The sequence below is a fragment of the Consotaella aegiceratis genome (assembly GCF_036541425.1).
GTDB classification, from domain to species: Bacteria; Pseudomonadota; Alphaproteobacteria; order Rhizobiales; family Rhizobiaceae; genus Consotaella; species Consotaella aegiceratis.
The window spans coordinates 87,210-105,290 of the sequence record NZ_JAZHFT010000001.1 but is presented as its reverse complement, the minus strand read 5'-3'; the positions used below and the strand labels follow the sequence as shown (position 1 = coordinate 105,290).

At 66.1% G+C, this 18,081-nt stretch carries 10 protein-coding genes and 3 riboswitches; of the genes, 6 read left to right on the top strand and 4 right to left on the bottom strand.

All coding sequences use genetic code 11. The features are described 5' to 3' along the window. Window positions 1-11: 11 nt before the first annotated feature. Window positions 12-2,159: a TonB-dependent siderophore receptor gene (locus SMD10_RS00455; RefSeq protein WP_331683659.1), complete on the bottom strand. Its 2,148-nt coding sequence runs from the start codon at window positions 2,157-2,159 to the stop codon at window positions 12-14. A gap of 194 nt (window positions 2,160-2,353) precedes the next feature. Next, complete coding sequence (locus SMD10_RS00450) at window positions 2,354-3,301, bottom strand: nucleoside hydrolase (RefSeq protein WP_331683658.1); 948 nt, start codon at window positions 3,299-3,301, stop codon at window positions 2,354-2,356. Window positions 3,302-3,501: 200 nt separating this feature from the next. On the opposite strand from SMD10_RS00450, the gene SMD10_RS00445 reads away from it, so the two are divergent. From SMD10_RS00445 to SMD10_RS00430, 4 genes are read left to right on the top strand one after another with little or no spacing between them, the layout of a single operon-like run. Then, complete coding sequence (locus SMD10_RS00445; protein ID WP_331683657.1) at window positions 3,502-4,428, top strand: substrate-binding domain-containing protein; 927 nt, start codon at window positions 3,502-3,504, stop codon at window positions 4,426-4,428. A gap of 2 nt (window positions 4,429-4,430) precedes the next feature. Beyond that, a complete protein-coding gene (locus tag SMD10_RS00440) occupies window positions 4,431-5,927 on the top strand; it encodes a sugar ABC transporter ATP-binding protein (RefSeq protein ID WP_331683656.1) in 1,497 nt (498 codons plus the stop codon). After that, a complete protein-coding gene (locus tag SMD10_RS00435) occupies window positions 5,924-6,853 on the top strand; it encodes an ABC transporter permease (RefSeq protein ID WP_331683655.1) in 930 nt (309 codons plus the stop codon). The genes SMD10_RS00440 and SMD10_RS00435 overlap by 4 nt, the downstream gene beginning before the upstream one ends. Window position 6,854: 1 nt before the next feature. Beyond that, on the top strand, window positions 6,855-8,273 hold the full coding sequence (locus tag SMD10_RS00430; RefSeq protein WP_331683654.1) for an FGGY family carbohydrate kinase: 1,419 nt from the start codon (window positions 6,855-6,857) through the stop codon (window positions 8,271-8,273). A 36-nt stretch (window positions 8,274-8,309) separates the two neighbouring features. Here the strand turns inward: SMD10_RS00430 and SMD10_RS00425 are convergent, their stop codons facing one another. Then, on the bottom strand, window positions 8,310-9,422 hold the full coding sequence (locus SMD10_RS00425) for a ribonucleotide-diphosphate reductase subunit beta (protein WP_331683653.1): 1,113 nt from the start codon (window positions 9,420-9,422) through the stop codon (window positions 8,310-8,312). Between the two features lie 249 nt (window positions 9,423-9,671). Beyond that, on the bottom strand, window positions 9,672-12,560 hold the full coding sequence (locus tag SMD10_RS00420) for a ribonucleoside-diphosphate reductase subunit alpha (protein ID WP_331683652.1): 2,889 nt from the start codon (window positions 12,558-12,560) through the stop codon (window positions 9,672-9,674). A gap of 119 nt (window positions 12,561-12,679) precedes the next feature. Continuing rightward, a riboswitch (cobalamin riboswitch) is annotated at window positions 12,680-12,901 on the bottom strand. 134 nt (window positions 12,902-13,035) lie between these two features. Continuing rightward, a riboswitch (cobalamin riboswitch) is annotated at window positions 13,036-13,235 on the top strand. A 114-nt stretch (window positions 13,236-13,349) separates the two neighbouring features. On the opposite strand from SMD10_RS00420, the gene metE reads away from it, so the two are divergent. Next, complete coding sequence (gene metE / locus SMD10_RS00415; protein WP_331683651.1) at window positions 13,350-15,644, top strand: 5-methyltetrahydropteroyltriglutamate--homocysteine S-methyltransferase; 2,295 nt, start codon at window positions 13,350-13,352, stop codon at window positions 15,642-15,644. A gap of 75 nt (window positions 15,645-15,719) precedes the next feature. Continuing rightward, a riboswitch (cobalamin riboswitch) is annotated at window positions 15,720-15,938 on the top strand. A gap of 116 nt (window positions 15,939-16,054) precedes the next feature. Continuing rightward, complete coding sequence (locus tag SMD10_RS00410) at window positions 16,055-18,070, top strand: ribonucleoside triphosphate reductase (protein ID WP_331683650.1); 2,016 nt, start codon at window positions 16,055-16,057, stop codon at window positions 18,068-18,070. Window positions 18,071-18,081: the final 11 nt, after the last annotated feature.

Genomic DNA, 18,081 nt, shown 5'->3' with positions numbered 1-18,081 from the left:
GCCTCGGCCTCCTAAAAGCTAAAGTGGGCCTTCAGCAATCCCGTGCGGCCTTCGCCGTAGTTGCAGCTGTAAGCGCCCTGGCAGCCGGAGACGTATTTCTTGTCGAAGACGTTCTTGACGTTGAGGGAGACGCCCCAATTGTCGCGGTCGTAGTGGATGGCCGCATCGAACACCGTCGCGTCCGGCACCTTCAACGTGTTCTCGTTATCGGCATAGGATTCGCCCTGGTACCGGATCCCACCGCCGAAGCCCAGTCCGTCGGCGACACCGCCGTGGATGGTATAATCGGCCCAAACGGACGCCAGGGTTTCGGGAATCAGATAGGGCTGGTTGCCGATGATCGACTCATCGATATCGTCGGTGATTTCGAGATCGTAGGTGGTGAAGGCCGCGGTCAGCTTCAGGCTTTCGGTCACATTCGCATTAGCCTCTAGCTCGATGCCGCGTGAGCGAATCTCGCCGATCGTCGAATAGGTATAGCCCGAGCCATCCCATACGGATTGCAGGTTGTTGCGGCGTGTCAGATCGAATAGCGACGCCGTGAAGGTCGCATTCAGGAATGTTGGAGAATACTTGAATCCGACTTCGTACTGCTCGCCTTCCAACGGTTCGACGGGCTCACCGCTCGCATCGGTCCCGATCTGAGGGTTGAAGAAGCGCGATACGCTGGCATAGGGCGTGAACCCGTTGGCGAACTCGTAGGCCAGTCCCGCGCGTCCGCTGAAGGCGCCATAGTTGCCGTCGTAGTCGTCGTCGGTCGCGGTACGATCGTCGCGGTCGATCCACACTTCGTCGTAGCGACCGTTCAGCGTAACGATCCAGCCGCCGCCAAACTTCATCTGGTCCTGCGCATAGACGCCGAGTTGATTCATGTCGATCGTTTCATCGGCGTAGGGATCGTACCAGGCGCCTTCCGTGTTCGTGTAGACCGGATTGATCGGATCGAGCTCAGAGATCGCGCCGGTGGCTGCAACCTGGTCGAAATGGTAGAATTTATAGTCGGTGCCCGCCAGGAGCTCGTGCGAAATTGCGCCGGTGTCGAAGTTCAGGACCGCCTGATTGTCCGTTTCGATCAGATCGGCTGACGTATCGTGCTGGAAGTTCAGCCGGTACAGCGTGTCGTCGGTGGTGTCGTAATCGTACGTGTAGGGACCGTACTCCTCACGCTCGACATGGATCCAGCGCGTGTTCGAGCGCAGCGTCACGGTGTCGTTGAGGCTGTGCTGGAAGTCGTAGCCGAGGCTCGCCTGCTTTTGCTCGAACTTATCGAGGTCCGGTTCACTATAATAGAGATCGCGTGGGACGTAGCCGTAGGGCGCCGCTACGACGCTGCCGACATACGGCAGGAAGCCGCCGACATGGCGCTGGTCGTCATATTCGTAGCTGCCGTAGAGCTCCAGATGGGTGTCGGCATCGGGTTCGAACAGAAGGCTCGGCGCGACCACGCCGCGCAGGTTGTCGGCATATTCTGTCTGGGTGTCTCCGCCCTTCACCCGTCCGACGACGCGCCAGCTCCACGGACTGTCCTCGCTGAAGCGGTCGCCGAGGTCTAGTGCCACGTAGCCATTCGGATCGTCGGTGATTCCCGTCTCGACGTAGCGGATGCGTTCGCCGTTGGCGCGCTTGGACACGGAATTGACCAGGCCGCCCGCATTCGAGCCGCCGTAAAGCACCGAGGCGGGGCCGCGCAGCACTTCGATACGGTCGACCAGGAACGGATCGACGATGATGCCGGCGAAGGCGTACTGATAGAGCTGCAGCCCGTCGAGATAGGCGCCCGACTGCGTCGCGTCGAAACCGCGAATATAGATCCAGTCGGTGTCGGAATCGTACCCGAAGGGCTGCGCGAATACGCCGGCGGTATAGCGAAGCGCCTCGTCCACCTTTTCGACGCCGCGGTCGTCGAGCTCTTCGCGGCCAATCACTGAGACGGCCTGCGGAATCTCGTTGATCGGGGTCGCAATTTTCGAGCCGGCCGTCGCATCCTCGGCGACGTATCCGTCGACCGCCGTGGGGTCGGCGACGCCGCCTTTGGTCTCTACGTCTCCTTCCACGACGACGCGGTCGAGCTGGATGACGTCCTGGGCGAAGACCGGCGCCGCCAGCCCGAGGAAGCCGGCGGACGACAGCAGGATGCGAAGATGAGAAGACACGGTCATGGCGGCCTCCGATCATGACGAATGGAGTGCGCCGCTTAGGACATCAAAATATGAATCGAAAGATCATGTTTTATGAACTGCCGCCTTTGGGGCGGGTCTGTGGCGAAAATACAATATTGTTGGGATGATTCCAGACGCCGCCCCAGCGGAAGACGAGAAGAGCGAGCTGCGTTTTCCTCAGTCGGTCGTATCGCTTAAGAGCGCTGTCCCGCCGATGCTGCGTAAAGTTCCACCAAACGGCCGAGATCGGCCTCCTCGACCAGCGTGACCGCCGGAGTGCCGAGTCGTCGGCTGGGGTCGACCACCGTCATGCCACGAGTGATGCCGGGTGCCAGTGCCACCCGCACCGAGGCTGTGAGAGATCGCGTGACGATCGACGGCTCGATCGCCACGGCGGCGGCCAGGGGGTCGACGAAGCGCATGACGTCGCGCCCCGTATACGACTTGACGATCTCCCGGCTCTGATTGGCGAGCGCCTGGGTGAAGGCCTTGTAGGGGCTGTCGGCGATCCCCGCGAACAGCGCGTCGAGCGCCTCGCCGCCGATCTGGTGCGAGTAGCAGGTCTCCCACGGCACGACGACGGTTTCGATCTCGCTGCCGAAGACGATACTGGCCGCTTCCGGATCGGCGTAGATATTGAACTCGGCGGCCGGCGTGGTGTTGCCGCGCCCGATCAGCGTGCCGCCCATGATGATCAGCTGGCCCATGCCGGCGATGATGCTCGGCTCCAGATGAAGCGCGAGCGCCAGGTTGGTGAGCGGGCCGATGGTCAGGATATCGACCTTTTCGTTGCGGCGCGCGGCATCGAGCAGGGCGGCGCGCAGAAACTGGACGGCGTCGTCGCCGTGCGGCTCGGCCTGGCTCGCCGGCCGGGGGGCGCCGCCGAGGCCGTCCTCGCCATGGATGTGGGTGGCGTCGACGATCGGCTGCACCAGCGGCTGCGCCGCACCGGCGTAGACCGGGATAGCCGCCTGCGCGACCGCCAAGGTGGCCAGGATGTTGGCCGTAGCCGTCTGCAGCCCGACATTGCCGAACACCGTAGTGATCGCATCCGGCGCCCGGCCGCCTGCGATCAGCAGCAGGAGCGCCTGCGCGTCGTCGACTCCGCCGTCGGTGTCGAGAATGAGGCGGTTGCGCTGCAAGGCAGGTCTCCTTCAACGGGGCTGAGGCCAACGGCTTATGGCCGAAGGACCGATCGAAGAGCAAGCCTTCGATCGCATGTCTCCGATCGGGCGCCGTCGAAGCGCCGTTTCGGACCTCGGGCGGCGCCGGTTTTCATCGGTGTGCACTTGGAAGGCCGGGGCTCTGCGGCTAAGGTCGCTTCAAAACTGGAGGCCCAACCGTGCAACGAGTATCCCTGGCGATCAGTCTCGCGTCCGCCATCGTCCTGTCCACCGCGCTGGCTGCCCGGGCGGCGGACGAGCGGATCGCCGTCGTCACGCCCTATCTCTCCGCCGTCACCACCGCCGAGATGGTCGAAGCGTTTCAGAACGAGGCCGCTGCGAAGGGGTGGAGCGTCGACGTGGTCGATACCGCCGGCGACATGGGAGCCTTTGCCGGCCGCGTCGAGGATGCGACGACGACGGGGGTCGACGCCATCGTGCTCGTCTCGGTCGACCCGGCGCAAATTCAGGACCAGGTGGACAAGGCCAAGGCCGCCGGCATCCCCGTGATCACGATCGACGGCGCCAAGAACGACGCGACCGTGCTCAACGTCACTTCGGACAATTACGTGCTGGGCGAGACGATGACGACCTTCCTGTTCGACCAGCTCGGCGGCGAAGGCAACATCGTGCGCTTCTTCCATTCCGCCCATCCGGGCGTGCGCCAGCGCGAGATCGCGCTCGACGATGCGCTGGCGAAGACGCCGGGCATCAAGGAAGTCGACAACCACTATGTCCAGGTGCCGGGGCAGATCGATGACAGCCGTGCGGCGATGGACGCCATGCTGCTCGCGCATCCGGGCAAGGGCGCCATCGATGCGGTCTGGGCGGCGTGGGACGAGCCGGGCATCGGCGCCGAGCTCGCGACCGAGGCGGCCGGGCGGACCGACATCGTGATCGCCGGCATCGACGCCAATCCGCAGGCCGTCGAGCTGATCAAGGCCTGCACCAACTATATCGCTACGGTGCGCCAGGGATTCCCGCAGATGGCGGAGATCGCCGCGGGTGAGCTCGAAAAGCTGTTCGCCGGCGAGACACTGGACCAACAGGGACTGTACGCCCCGGTCGACCTCGTCACGCGCGAGAGCCTCGGCGTCACCTGCTGACCTTGCTCGACCTGCAGGGCATCACCAAGCGCTTCGGGGCGACCGAGGCCCTGGCCGACGTTAGCCTGTCGGTGGCGGCGGGAGAGGTGGTCGGTCTGGCCGGCCACAACGGTGCCGGCAAGTCGACGCTGATCAAGATCGTCGCTGGCGCCCAACATGCGGATGCCGGCAGCATCCGCATGGAGGGACATGACGGCCCCTTGGCCTCGGCCCAGGACGCCTATGCCGCCGGGATTCGCGTGATCCATCAGGACGCGCCGCTGGTTCCCGCCTTCGACACCATCGACAATTGCTGGCTGGGCCGCTCCTATCCCCGGCGTTTCGGGCGGATCGACCGGGCCGCCATGCGCAGCAGCATCGCAGCGGTCGCGGCGACGATCGCGCCCGACCTGCCGCTCGACGTCCCGGTGATGCACCTGTCGACGGCCGAGCGGCAGTTCGTCCGGTTGCTGCGGGCACTCGCCGACAAGGGCCGGCTGCTCATCCTCGACGAGCCGACCGCGGCACTGCCGGCCGAGGACGCCGCGCAGTTCTACGCCATGCTGGACCGGACGCGCGAAACGGGCACTTCGATCATCCTCGTCACCCATCGGCTGGATGAGATGGCGGATTTCTGTGACCGCGCCGTCGTGTTGCGCGACGGCCGGGTGAGCGCCCGCTTCGACGCGGGCGATCTCTCCGTCGATGCTCTGGTGCGGGCCATGGGCGGCGAACGGCTGGCCAGCGAGCATGTAAGCGCCGTGCGGTCGGATGCGCCACCGGTGCTCGAAGTCGAGAACCTGCGGGCCGGTGAGCTGACCGGCGCCACCTCCTTCAAGGTGCATCCCGGCGAGGTCGTCGCGCTCTACGGGCTGTCGGGCTCAGGCCGCTCCAGCCTGCTCAACGCGCTTTGGGGTGCCGAGTCCCGGCGTTCCGGCCGGATGCGGTTGACGGGAGCGTCCTACGCGCCGCGCAGCCCACGCGAGGCGGTGCGCGCCGGCGTCTCCTACGTGCCCGCCGATCGGCATCGCAACGGCCTGTTCGCCGACATGGACCTCGTCAGCAACAAGACGTTGCCGCTGCTGTCCCGATATCGCCGCACGAAGCGCCTGCCTCTGCCGAGCCGCACGGCGGAGCGTGAGGATTTTTCGGTTGCCGCCGGACATGTCTCGCTGGTCTATGGCCGAGGCGAGGATCCCGCGCGCACGCTATCGGGAGGCAACCAGCAGAAGCTCCTGTTTTCGCGCTGGGCGACCCGCCATTCCAAGCTGATGCTGCTCGACGAGCCGACCGAGGGCGTCGACATCGTCGCCAAGGCGACGATCCGATCGATCGTCCGGGCCATCGCGGCGGACGGCAACGCGGTCCTGGTGTCGACATCCGACCGCGACGAGGCGATCGAGCTGGGCGACCGCGTGCTCGTCTTCTTCCGCGGCGAGGCCGTGGCCGATCTTTCACGAAACGAAGCGATACCGGAGGCGCTGGCCGCGGCCGCGCAAGCCGGGGGAACGGGGCAATGAGCAGCAGCATCGGCCGGTTCGGAACGCTGGCGGCCTTCATCCTCCTCTGTGCCGGGTTTTCGCTCGCCGCGCCGACGGCCTTCGCCTCGACCGCCAACGTCGCCAACCTGGTCCAGCAGATGGCGACGCTCGCCATCGTCGCCACCGCCGCGACCCTGGTCATGACGATCAACGAGTTCGACCTGTCGGTCGGCTATTCCGCGTCGCTGGCGGCCGTCATCTGCTTCATCCTCTTCGGTGCCGGCCAGCCGGTGGCCATTGCCGTCGCTGCGGCCTTGCTCGTCGGCGTCGCGGCAGGTGTCGGCAACGGCGTTCTGGTGGCTCGCTTCGGCGTGCCCTCCTTCATCGCGACGCTCGCCTTGGGGACGGTGCTGTCTGGCCTCGCCTTCGGCCTGTCCGGCGGGCAGAGCCTGTTCCAGTCGGTGCCGGCCGGCTTTAAGGCGCTGGCCCGCGGCTCGATCCTCGGCATTCCGGTCTTGGCGCTGTGGATCGTCGCGGTCCTCGGCGTCACGGCCTTCGTGCTGTCCCAGAGCGAATTCGGCCGCCGCATCCGCGCCATCGGCGGCAATGTGCGCGCGGCTAGGCTGGCCGGCCTGCCGGTAACGCGCGACATCATCGTCACCTTCGCCGCCGCCGGCGGTCTGTCGGCGCTCGCCGGTCTGCTGCTCGCCGCTCGCCTGGGCAGCGTCCAGCACACCATGGGCGAGCCGCTGCTGCTGCCGGGCTATGCGGCGGTCTTCATCGGCACCACGGCATCCTCGACCGGCAGTCCGAGCGTCGGCGGCACGCTGCTCGGCGTGGCGATCACCGGCGTGCTCGTCAATGGCATGACCATTGTCGGCGTGGAGCCTTTCGTGCAACGAATCCTGACCGGCGTTCTGATCATCATCGCGGTGCTGATGCGCCGCCTCGTCCGGGCTGGCTGAAATGATCCTGGTTCTCGATTGCGGAACATCGGCGCTCAAGGCGACCGTCTTTTCCGAGGATGGCGTTATCGCAGCGCAGGCTCCGGGGCTCTACGGCGGAGTGTCGGGTGCGGTCACCTTTTCGGCCGACGACTGGTGGCAGGCCGCGACCATGGCGGTCGCGCAATTGGATTGCCGCGGGGTCACGGCGATCGCGCTCACCGGGACGATGGAGAACCTGATCGCTCTCGACGGGCGCGGTGCGCCGATCGGCGAGGTTCTCGTCTATTCCAACGCCTGCGGCCAGGACTCGCTGGAGCGACGCGCCGCGGCACTGACGGCCCTTGGCGCGGCCGAGATCTGCGGCAACGCGCCCGAGCCGCTGATGACCGCCTTCAAGCTCGACTGGCTGCGCGAGGAACGGCCGGAGGCGTTTGCTCGGGTGCGCCATATCCTGCCGGGCTCGAAGGACTATCTCGCCTTCCGCCTGACCGGGGCCTTCGCCACCGATCCGGTCTGCGCTGCCACCACCGGCCTGATGGACATGGCCACGCGGATCTGGTCGCCGATGCTGATCGACGCCTTCGGCTTCGATCCCGAGCTGTTGCCGGCGATCCTGCCGGCGGACGCCGTCGTCGGCCCGCTTCTTCCGGCAGCGGCTGCCGCGCTCGGTCTTCAGGCCGGACTGCCGGTGATCAACGGTTGCGGCGATGGCGGCGCCACGACCTTGGGCAGCGGCGCGGCGAAGGAAAACGACGTCAGCCTCTATCTCGGAACGAGCGGCTGGGTGGCGCGGGTGGCGTCGGCCTATGACGGGTCGCCCAGGCCCTATTACCGGCTGCCCCATCCCGCCCATGACGGCCTGATCGAGATCGCGCCGGTTCTCTCGGCGGGGGCGGCAGCGCAATGGGCCCGCGATATCCTCGGGCTGGAAATCGAGGCGGCCGACGCCCTGGCGATCGCCGCCGACACGTCGCCCACGCACGTCCAGTTCCTGCCCTATCTCCAGGGCGAGCGCTCGCCCTTCGTCGATCTTGATTTGCGCGCCGGCTTCATCGGTCTTTCGGCGGAAGACCGACCGGGCGATCTCTATCGCGCGGTTCTGGAGGGCGTCGCGCTCGCCATCGCCGGCAACCTTCAGGCGATGGTCGCCGAGCCGGGCGATCTCAGCCTGGCGGGAGGCGGCGCGCTGAGCCAGATCTGGCCGCGGCTTCTGGCCGACGTCATCGGCCGGCCGATTTCGGTGCCGGCCGAGCCCATCACGGCCGCCAGCATCGGCGCTCTGCAATTGGCGCTCGTCGCACTCGGACGACCGAGCGTCGCGGTGGGCGGCGGAACGGTGTTTGCCCCGCGCCCGGAGCGCGCCGAGCGCACGGCGCGCCTGAAGCGGCGGTTCGCAGCGGCGACCGACTTCTTGAGAGGCCTGAAAGACCTCGGATAGCGCGTCGGCCCCGCCCGCCGGCGCCTTGCGCGGCTCTCAATCCCAGTTCAGCGCCCCGCCGTTCTGGTACTCGATGACGCGGGTCTCGAAGAAGTTCTTTTCCTTCTTCAGGTCCATCGCTTCGGACATCCAGGGGAACGGGTTCTCGGCCGGGCCGAAGACGGGCTCCAGACCGAGTTGCGCACAGCGCCGGTTGGCGATGAAGCGCATATACTCCTCGCAGAGCGCCGCGTTGAGACCGAGAAAGCCGGTGGGCATGGTGTCGCGGCCATAGGCCGTCTCCAGCTCCGCCGCCTCGCGCAGCATCGCCCGCACCTCGTCCTGGAATTCAGGCGTCCACAGATGCGGGTTCTCGTGGCGGATCTGGTTGATCACGTCGATGCCGAAGTTCAGATGGATCGACTCGTCGCGCAGGATGTACTGGTACTGCTCGGCGATACCGACCATCTTGCCGCGCCGGCCGAGTGACAGGATCTGCGCGAAGCCGGTGTAGAACCACATGCCCTCGAAGACGACATAGAAGGCGACGAGATCCTTCAGGAACGCCTGGTCGGTCTCCGGCGTGCCGGTGGCGAAGCTCGGATCGTCGAGGCTCTGGGTGCGCTCCAGCGCCCAGGCCGCCTTGTCGGTGATCGACGGCACCTCGCGGTACATGTTGAAGAGCTCGCCTTCGTCGAGTCCGAGGCTTTCCACGATGTACTGGAAAGTGTGGGTGTGGACCGCCTCCTCGAAGGCCTGACGCAGCAGGTATTGCCGGCACTCAGGATTGGTGAGGTGGCGGTAGATCGCCAGAACGATGTTGTTGGCGACCAGGCTTTCGGAGGCCGCGAAGAAGCCGAGATTGCGCTTGACCATGCGCCGCTCGTCCTCGGTCAAGCCGTCGGCCGAGCGCCACAGCGCGATGTCGGCCTGCATGGAGACCTCGGTCGGCATCCAGTGGTTGTTGCAGCCGGACAGGTATTTTTCCCAGGCCCAGTCGTATTTGAGCGGCAGAAGCTGGTTCACGTCGGCGCGCGCGTTGATCATGCGCTTGTCGTCGACCGAGACGCGGGCGGCGCCGCGCTCGATTTCGCCAAGGCCGGTGGCGTCGGCCGCGGCCGCGTCGGTCGCCGGTTTGCGGGCGGCGGGAGTGTCGTTGAAGTCGAGCATCGTATTCTCCGAATGGGCTGTCGGATCGGGGGCCGACCCTGCCGCGTCCCATGGGCGGCGGGATCGCACGGACGGATTGAAGGGCGCAGACACCTCCATCACGTCATCCTCGGCCACCGTGCCGAGGATCCAGTCACGCGATGTCGACCGAGAATGACGAAAGCGAGAGAGTGGTCGCGCGTCGTGGCATTCGTTGTCGGCCGCCGCGTCTTGGTAGAGGTGAGGCCGTAGGACGGAAACGCAGTCGGGCTACTGGCAGGCCTCGCAGTCCGGGTCGTCGATGGCGCAGGCCTTGCCCCAGGCGCTGTCCTGCGCATCGATCGGCGCGGGCGCGGCATGGACGGCCTGCGCGGCGTGCAGCGCCACGGCGTTGAGCTTGCCGTCGGTGCCCTTCAGCGTGGACTTCTCCACATGCGTCGCCGAGCGCGTGCGCAGATAGTAGGTGGTCTTCAGGCCCTGCTTCCAGGCGAAGCGGTAGAGCGCGTCGAGCGCCTTGCCGCTCGGGCTCGCCAGATAGAGGTTGAGCGACTGCGCCTGATCGAGCCATTTCTGGCGGCGGCTCGCCGCCCGGATCAGCCAGGCCGGATCGATCTCGAACGCCGTGGCGTAGAGCTGTTTCAGATCGTCGGGAATGCGCGAGATCGGGCCGAGCGAGCCGTCATAGTACTTTAGATCGGAGACCATCACCGCGTCCCACAGGCCGCGCTCCTTCAGGTCGCGCACCAAGGCGGCGTTCACCACGGTGAAGTCGCCCGACATGTTCGATTTGACGAAGAGGTTCTGGTAGGCCGGCTCGATCGATTGCGACACGCCGCAGATGTTGGAGATCGTGGCCGTCGGCGCGATCGCCATGCAGTTGGAGTTGCGCATGCCGACGGTTTTCACACGGTCGCGCAGGCTCTCCCAGCCGAGCCGGGTGGTCCGGTCCATCTCCAGGGACGGCCGGGCGGCCTGGAGACGCTCGATCGAATCGACCGGCAGGATGCCCTGGGACCACAGCGACCCCTCGAACGAGGGGTAGCGGCCACGTTCGGCGGCCAGATCGCAGGAGGCGGAAATCGCCTCGTAGCTCAGTGCCTCCATGCTCTCGTCGGCGAAGGCGACGGCTTCGTCCGAAGCGTAGGGCAGGCGCAGCGTCTGGAGCGCGTCCTGGAAGCCCATCAGGCCCAGTCCGACCGGACGATGCTTGAGATTGGAGCGGCGCGCCTCGGGGATCGTGTAGAAATTGATGTCGACCACATTGTCGAGCATTCGCATCGCGGTCTTCACCGTTGCCGCGAGCTTCTCCCGGTCGAGCCCCTTGGCCGTCACGTGGGCAGCCAGGTTGACCGAGCCGAGATTGCAGACCGCGACCTCGTCGGGACCGGTGTTGAGAGTGATCTCGGTGCACAGGTTCGAGGAATGCACGACGCCGACATGGCCTTGCGGCGAGCGCAGGTTGCAGGGATCCTTGAAGGTGATCCAGGGATGGCCGGTCTCGAACAGCATGGTCAGCATGCGCCGCCACAGATCGACGGCGTTCATGCGCTTGAACACCTTGATCTCGCCGGCGTCGGCCTTCGCTTCATAGGCCTCGTAGACAGCGCGGAAGGCGCTGCCGGTCAGGTCGTGCAGGTCCGGCGTCTCGTCCGGCGAGAACAGCGTCCATGCGCCGCCCACCTCGACGCGCTCCATGAAGAGGTCCGGCACCCAGTTGGCGGTGTTCATGTCGTGGGTGCGGCGACGGTCGTCGCCGGTGTTCTTCCTGAGGTCCAGGAACTCCTCGATATCGATGTGCCAGGTCTCCAGATAGGCGCAGACGGCGCCCTTGCGCTTGCCCCCCTGGTTGACGGCGATCGCCGTGTCGTTGGCGACCTTCAGGAACGGCACGACGCCCTGGCTCTTGCCGTTGGTGCCCTTGATATGGGCGCCCAGCCCGCGCACCGGGGTCCAGTCGTTGCCGAGACCGCCGGAATATTTGGCCAGAAGCGCGTTGTCCTTCACCGCCTTGAAGATGCCGCCGAGATCGTCGGAAACGGTGGTGAGGAAGCAGGACGAGAGCTGCGCGTGGCGCGTCCCCGAGTTGAACAGAGTCGGCGTGGAGGCCATGAAGTCGAAGGACGAGAGCAACTCGTAGAACTCGATGGCGCGCGCCTCGCGGTCGACCTCGCGCAAGGCGAGACCCATGGCGACGCGCATGAAGAAGGACTGCGGCAGTTCGAAACGGATGCCGCCGTCCTGCAGGAAATAGCGATCGTAGAGCGTCTGCAGGCCGAGAAGCTGGAAGGCGTGGTCGCGCTCGGGCTTCAGCGCGGCGGCAAGCCGGGCGACGTCGAAGCGGGCGAGCTCCGGATCGATCAGATCGGCGTCGATGCCGGTCTTCAGGTAGGCCGGAAAGTATTCGCCATAGACGTGCGCCATCTCGGCCTGGGTTGCCCGTCGCGGGGCGCCGAAGACATGCGTCAGGGCCTCGCCGCGCAGTTTGTCGAGGAGCAGCCGGGCGCTGGCGAAGGCATAGTCGGGCTCGGTCTCGATCAGGGTGCGCGCGGCTAGGATCAGCGCATCGGACAGCTCGGTCTCGCGCACGCCGTCATACAGGTTGCGTCGGGCTTCGGCGAGGATCGCGGCCGCATCGAGCCCGTCGAGATCGCAGACGGCTTCCGCGACCACCTGTTCCAGCCGGCCATCGTCGAGCGGACGGCGCGTGCCGTCGCGCTGGGTCACCTGGATGGCGGGCGCGGTCTCCTGGACCGCCTCGGCCTGGCGGGCGCGGGCATGCTCTTCGCGGTAGAGCACATAGGCGCGCGCCACCTTCTGGTGCTCGGCGCGCATCAAGGCGAGCTCGACCTGATCCTGGATGTCTTCGATATGGAGCAGGCGCTCGCCGTCGCTGCGCCGGGTCAATGCGCCGACCACCTCGGCGGTCAGCTCTTCGACGGTTTCGTGCACTCGGGAGGAGGCCGCCGCAGTCCGGCCTTCGACCGCCAGAAACGCCTTGGTCATGGCGACCGCGATCTTCGAGGCGTCGAAGGGCGAGACGGTGCCGTTGCGACGGATCACCTTGAGGCCGTCGGCGACGTGTTCGGCCGGGTCCCGCGGCGGCCGTGCGGACACCGCAGGATGGCCGCCGTTCGACGCGGGAGAGGGAGAAAGAGACATCGGCTGCTCCACAGGTGCTTGGAGGCAAAGGCCGAGCGGAGTCATGCCAAGGCAGCGAAGGCGACAGACACGGCCGCACGTCGCAAGCACGATCCACCGGGACACCCCGCCCAGGGAAAAGGTTCGGTCACGTCACGGCAGGTCTCCTGGCTCGCGGGTCACGGCCTCGCGTCCGGCCTTCCCGGAGCCTCATGCTCCAGTGACACCGATGGGACGCAGGGCTCGCCGCTCACAGTTGCGGGGGCAGCTTCGGCCTTGACGCCCGAATCGGACGGCGCACCGAATTCCCTCTTAGCTCCCAGTTCTTGTGGTTCTGGGAGACCATGACATCTATATGTTGATCAATCCGCGCCGATTCTGTCAATCGACCGCAGCGCGAAATTATCCGATCGCGCACACTGCCGCACGGCCCCAGGTCTCGCAATTCACATAAAGATATCGTTATATCCTGCTTGACGCGCTCCGCGCGAGGGTTCATGGAGGATGCTGTCGTGGTTCTCCGATCCCCCCGGGATCGGAGCGAAGAGGGAAGCCGGTGAAACACCGGCGCTGCCCCCGCAACTGTGAGCGGCGAGCCTTTCGTCCGACAGGCCACTGAGGCGTTCAGCTTCGGGAAGGCGTGACGAAAGGCGACGACCCGTGAGCCAGGAGACCTGCCACGCGCCTAGAACGTCCTCGGGCGGGGTGTCCCGGTGGAACGCTCGAAAAGCGGTGGGCCGTCTCCGGCCCCGCCGCCGTCGAGGCGTATCCGCTCGGCCTTTGCCCCCCATCATCAGGGGTTTGAAGCCGATGTCCAATCGTCAAGTCACCACAGCCACGCTCGGTACGCCGCGGATCGGCCCGCGACGCGAGCTGAAATTCGCCGTCGAACGATACTGGTCGGGCAAGATTTCTGTCGACAGTCTCCACGAGACCGCCGATGGGCTGCGCGAAGCCAACTGGAAGTCGCAACGGCAGGCCGGGATCGACGCGATCCCCTCCAACGATTTTTCCTTCTACGATCACGTGCTCGACACCGCCTGCATGGTCGGCGCGGTGCCCGCCCGCTATGGGTGGTCCGGAGATTTCGTGCCGCTCGACATCCTCTTCGCCATGGCGCGCGGCACCGCTTCGGTGCCGGCGATGGAAATGACCAAGTGGTTCGACACCAACTACCACTATCTCGTGCCGGAGCTCGATCCCGACCAGAGCTTCCGCCTGGCGACGGTCAAGCCGGTGAAGGAGTATCTGAAGGCCAGGGCGATCGGCGTCGAGACGCGGCCCGTCGTGCTCGGGCCCGTGACCTTCCTGGCGCTCGCCAAGAGCACGGCGCCCGGCCACCATCCCCTGTCGCTCCTGGATCGCTTGCTTCCCGTCTATGTCGAGGTGCTGAAGCGCCTCGGCGAAGCCGGCGCCCAGTGGGTCCAGCTCGACGAGCCCTGTCTGGTGCTCGATGCCGAGCCGACCGTTCAGGAGGCCCTGCGGATCGCCTACGCGCGCTTCGCCGAGGCGGTGCCGCAGCTCAAGATCATGCTGACGAGCTATTTCGGCGGCCTCGGCGACAACCTGGAAACGGCCCTGTCGCTGCCCGTCGCCGGGCTGCACGTCGATCTCGTGCGCGCTCCCGATCAACTGGAGCTGGTGCTGTCCGGAGCCAGGGCCGATCAGACGCTGTCGCTTGGCGTCATCGATGGCCGCAATATCTGGCGGGCCGACCTGGCGCGGATCCTCGATCGCCTGGAGCCGGCGCTGGCGGATCGCTCCGGCCCGATCGAGATCGCGCCCTCCTGTTCGCTCCTGCACGTGCCGATCGACCTCGAACTGGAAGACGATCTCGATGCGGACCTGAAGTCCTGGCTGGCCTTCGCGGCCCAGAAGATGGGCGAACTGCGCCTCCTCGCTACGGCGCTTGCCGAAGGCCGCGATGCCGTGGCAGCCGAATTGGCCGCCGCCAGCCGGGCGATCGCGGCACGCGCCGTCTCGGCCAAGGTGCATGATGCGGCGGTGTCCGCGCGAGCGGCCGACGTGACGCCGGAGCTGATGCGGCGCCAAGGCTCGTTCGCCACGCGCCGGCCTCTCCAGCATGCCGCGCTGGACCTGCCGACCTTCCCGACCACGACGATCGGCTCGTTTCCGCAGACGGCAGAGGTGCGTCAGGCGCGCTCCGACTTTGGCAAGGGCAAGCTCGATGCGGTCGGTTACGAGGCGTTCCTCAGGCAGAAGACCGCCGAGGTGGTCGCCTGGCAGGAGGAGATCGGGCTCGACGTGCTGGTCCATGGCGAGTTCGAGCGCAACGACATGGTCCAGTACTTCGGCGAGCAGCTCTCCGGCTTCGCCTTCACCAAGCATGCCTGGGTGCAGAGCTACGGATCGCGCTGCGTGCGTCCGCCGGTGATCTTCGGCGACGTCTCACGGCCGGCGCCGATGACCGTCGCCTGGTGGCGCTATGCCCAGAGCCTGACGGGCAAGCCGATGAAGGGCATGCTCACCGGTCCGGTCACCATCCTCAACTGGTCCTTCGTGCGCGACGACCTGCCCCGCGCGGATGTTTGCCGGCAAATCGCATTGGCGATTCGCGACGAGGTGTCCGACCTCGAATCGGCCGGCGCCAGGATGATCCAGATCGACGAGGCGGCGCTGCGCGAAGGCCTGCCGCTCAAGCGCGCCGAATGGACGACCTATCTCGACTGGGCGGTGGAGTGCTTCCGGCTCTGTTCCTCCGGCGTTGCCGACGAGACGCAGATCCACACGCACATGTGCTACTCGGAGTTCAACGACATCATCGAGTCGATCGCCGCGATGGATGCCGACGTGATCTCCATCGAGACCTCGCGCTCCAAGATGGAGCTGCTCGACGCCTTCGTCGCCTATCACTATCCGAACGAGATCGGCCCAGGCGTCTACGATATCCATTCACCGCGCGTGCCGGACGCCGCCGAGATGGTCGAGCTTCTTACAAAGGCAGCCGAGCGCCTGGCTCCCGATCAGATCTGGGTCAATCCGGATTGCGGGTTGAAGACGCGGGGCTGGGACGAGACGCGGCCGGCCCTCGTCGCCATGGTCGAGGCGGCCCGGCAGTTGCGCCGGACTTATCCCCGATCCTGACCGATGCGGCTCGACGAAGCCGCGTCACGATGTCCCGTTGACGCGGGAATCGGTTGACGCTCGATCCGGTCTCGGTACCATATCTAGCGTCATTGGTTCCCGCGTCATTCAAGATGTGGGCTAAGAGGGAAGCCGGTGCGCCGTCCGCCAGGATGGTCATGCCGGCGCTGCCCCCGCAACTGTAGGCGAAGAGCCTGCCCTTGGATTCCGTCACTGGCGCGACGCAGCACCGGGAAGGCGAGGGGCAGGCAATGACGCGCGAGCCAGGAGACCTGCCGTGACACCGATTTGAAACGTCCTCGGTGCGGGGTGGCCCGGCAGGACGCGGCGTCTCTCGATTCGCGGTGCGATTCGGGGTCGTATTGCGTCGTCTGTCCTCGTCCCCCGTTCCGAATCATACGAGGGTATTCATGGGGCAGGTTAGGGCAGCGGCCAATCCGACGACGGTGGTCAAGCGCAGCGGCGAGGTGGTCGCCTTCGACACCGGCAAGATTCGCTCGGCCATCGCGCGCGCCGGTGCGGCGACCGGCGAGTTCGGCGCGGCGGAAGCCGAGCTTCTGGCGATCCAGGCAGTGAAGGTGCTGGCGCACCGCTTCTCCAGCCGCGCGCCGCGCATCGAGGAAATCCAGGACGTGGTGGAGCAGGCGCTGATTTCGGCCAACCACTTCGCCACGGCGCGAGCCTATATCGTCTATCGCGAGCAGCGCTCGCGCCAGCGCGGCGACCGGGCGACGCTGGTCGACGTCGAGCGTTCGATCAACGAATATCTCGACCGCGCCGACTGGCGGGTGAACGCCAACGCGAACCAGGGCTATTCGCTGGGCGGACTGATCCTCAACGTTTCCGGAAAGGTGGTCGCCAACTACTGGCTCTCCCACGTCTATCCGCCCGAGGTGGGCGCCGCGCACCGCGAGGGCGACATCCACATCCACGACCTCGACATGCTGGCCGGCTATTGCGCCGGCTGGTCGCTGCGCACGCTGCTCTTCGAGGGGCTGAACGGCGTGCCTGGCAAGGTCGAGGCCGCGCCGCCCAAGCATTTCGGCAGCGCGGTCGGTCAGATCGTCAATTTTCTGGGCACGTTGCAAAACGAATGGGCCGGCGCCCAGGCCTTCTCGTCCTTCGACACCTACATGGCCGCCTTCGTGCGCAAGGACGCCATGACCTACGAGGAGGTGCGCCAGGGCGTCCAGGAGCTGATCTACAACCTCAACGTCCCATCGCGCTGGGGCACGCAGACGCCCTTCACCAACCTCACCTTCGACTGGACCTGCCCGGACGATCTGAAAGACCAGGTGCCGGTGATCGGCGGCCGGGAGATGGACTTTGCCTATGGCGATCTCCAGGCCGAGATGGACCTGATCAACCGGGCCTATATCGAGGTGATGACGGCGGGCGACGCCAAGGGGCGCGTCTTCACCTTTCCGATCCCGACCTACAACATCACGCCGGACTTTCCCTGGGAGAGCGAGAACGCCGAACGGCTGTTCGAGATGACGGCGAAATACGGGCTTCCCTATTTCCAGAACTTCGTCAATTCCGAGCTTTCGCCCAACATGGTGCGCTCCATGTGCTGTCGGCTGCAGCTCGATCTGCGCGAGCTGCTGAAGCGCGGCAACGGCCTGTTCGGTTCTGCCGAACAGACCGGATCGGTGGGCGTGGTCACCATCAACTGCGCCCGGCTCGGCCATGTCTTCGCCGGCGACGAAAACGGCCTCTTCGCCCGCCTCGACACGTTGCTCGACATCGCCCGCACCAGCCTCGAGATCAAGCGCAAGACCGTGCAGCGGCTGATGGACGAAGGGCTCTTTCCCTACACCAAGCGCTATCTCGGCACGCTCCGCAACCACTTCTCCACCGTCGGCGTGAACGGCATCAACGAGATGATCCGCAACTTCACCGGCGACGCGGAGGATGTCACCACCGAATGGGGCCATGCCTTTGCCGTCCGCCTGCTCGACCACGTGCGCGCCCGCATGGTGGAGTATCAGGAGGAGACCGGACATCTCTACAATCTGGAGGCCACGCCCGCCGAGGGCACGACCTACCGCTTCGCCCGGGAGGACAGGAAGCGCTATCCGGCCATTCTCCAGGCCGGCACGGAAGACGAGCCCTATTACACCAATTCGAGCCAGCTGCCGGTCGGCTTCACCGATGATCCCTTCGAGGCGCTGGCCCGACAGGAGGAGCTGCAGCGCAAATACACCGGCGGCACGGTGCTGCACCTCTACATGGGCGAACGCATCTCCTCGGCCGAGGCCTGCCGCAAGCTGGTGCGCCGGGCGCTGGAAAACTTCCGCCTGCCCTACGTTACCGTGACGCCCACCTTCTCGATCTGTCCGAAACACGGCTATCTCGCCGGCGAGCACGAGTTCTGCCCGAAATGCGATGCCGAGGCGATCGCCAAGAAGCGCGCCGCCGCCTGACCCCGATCCAA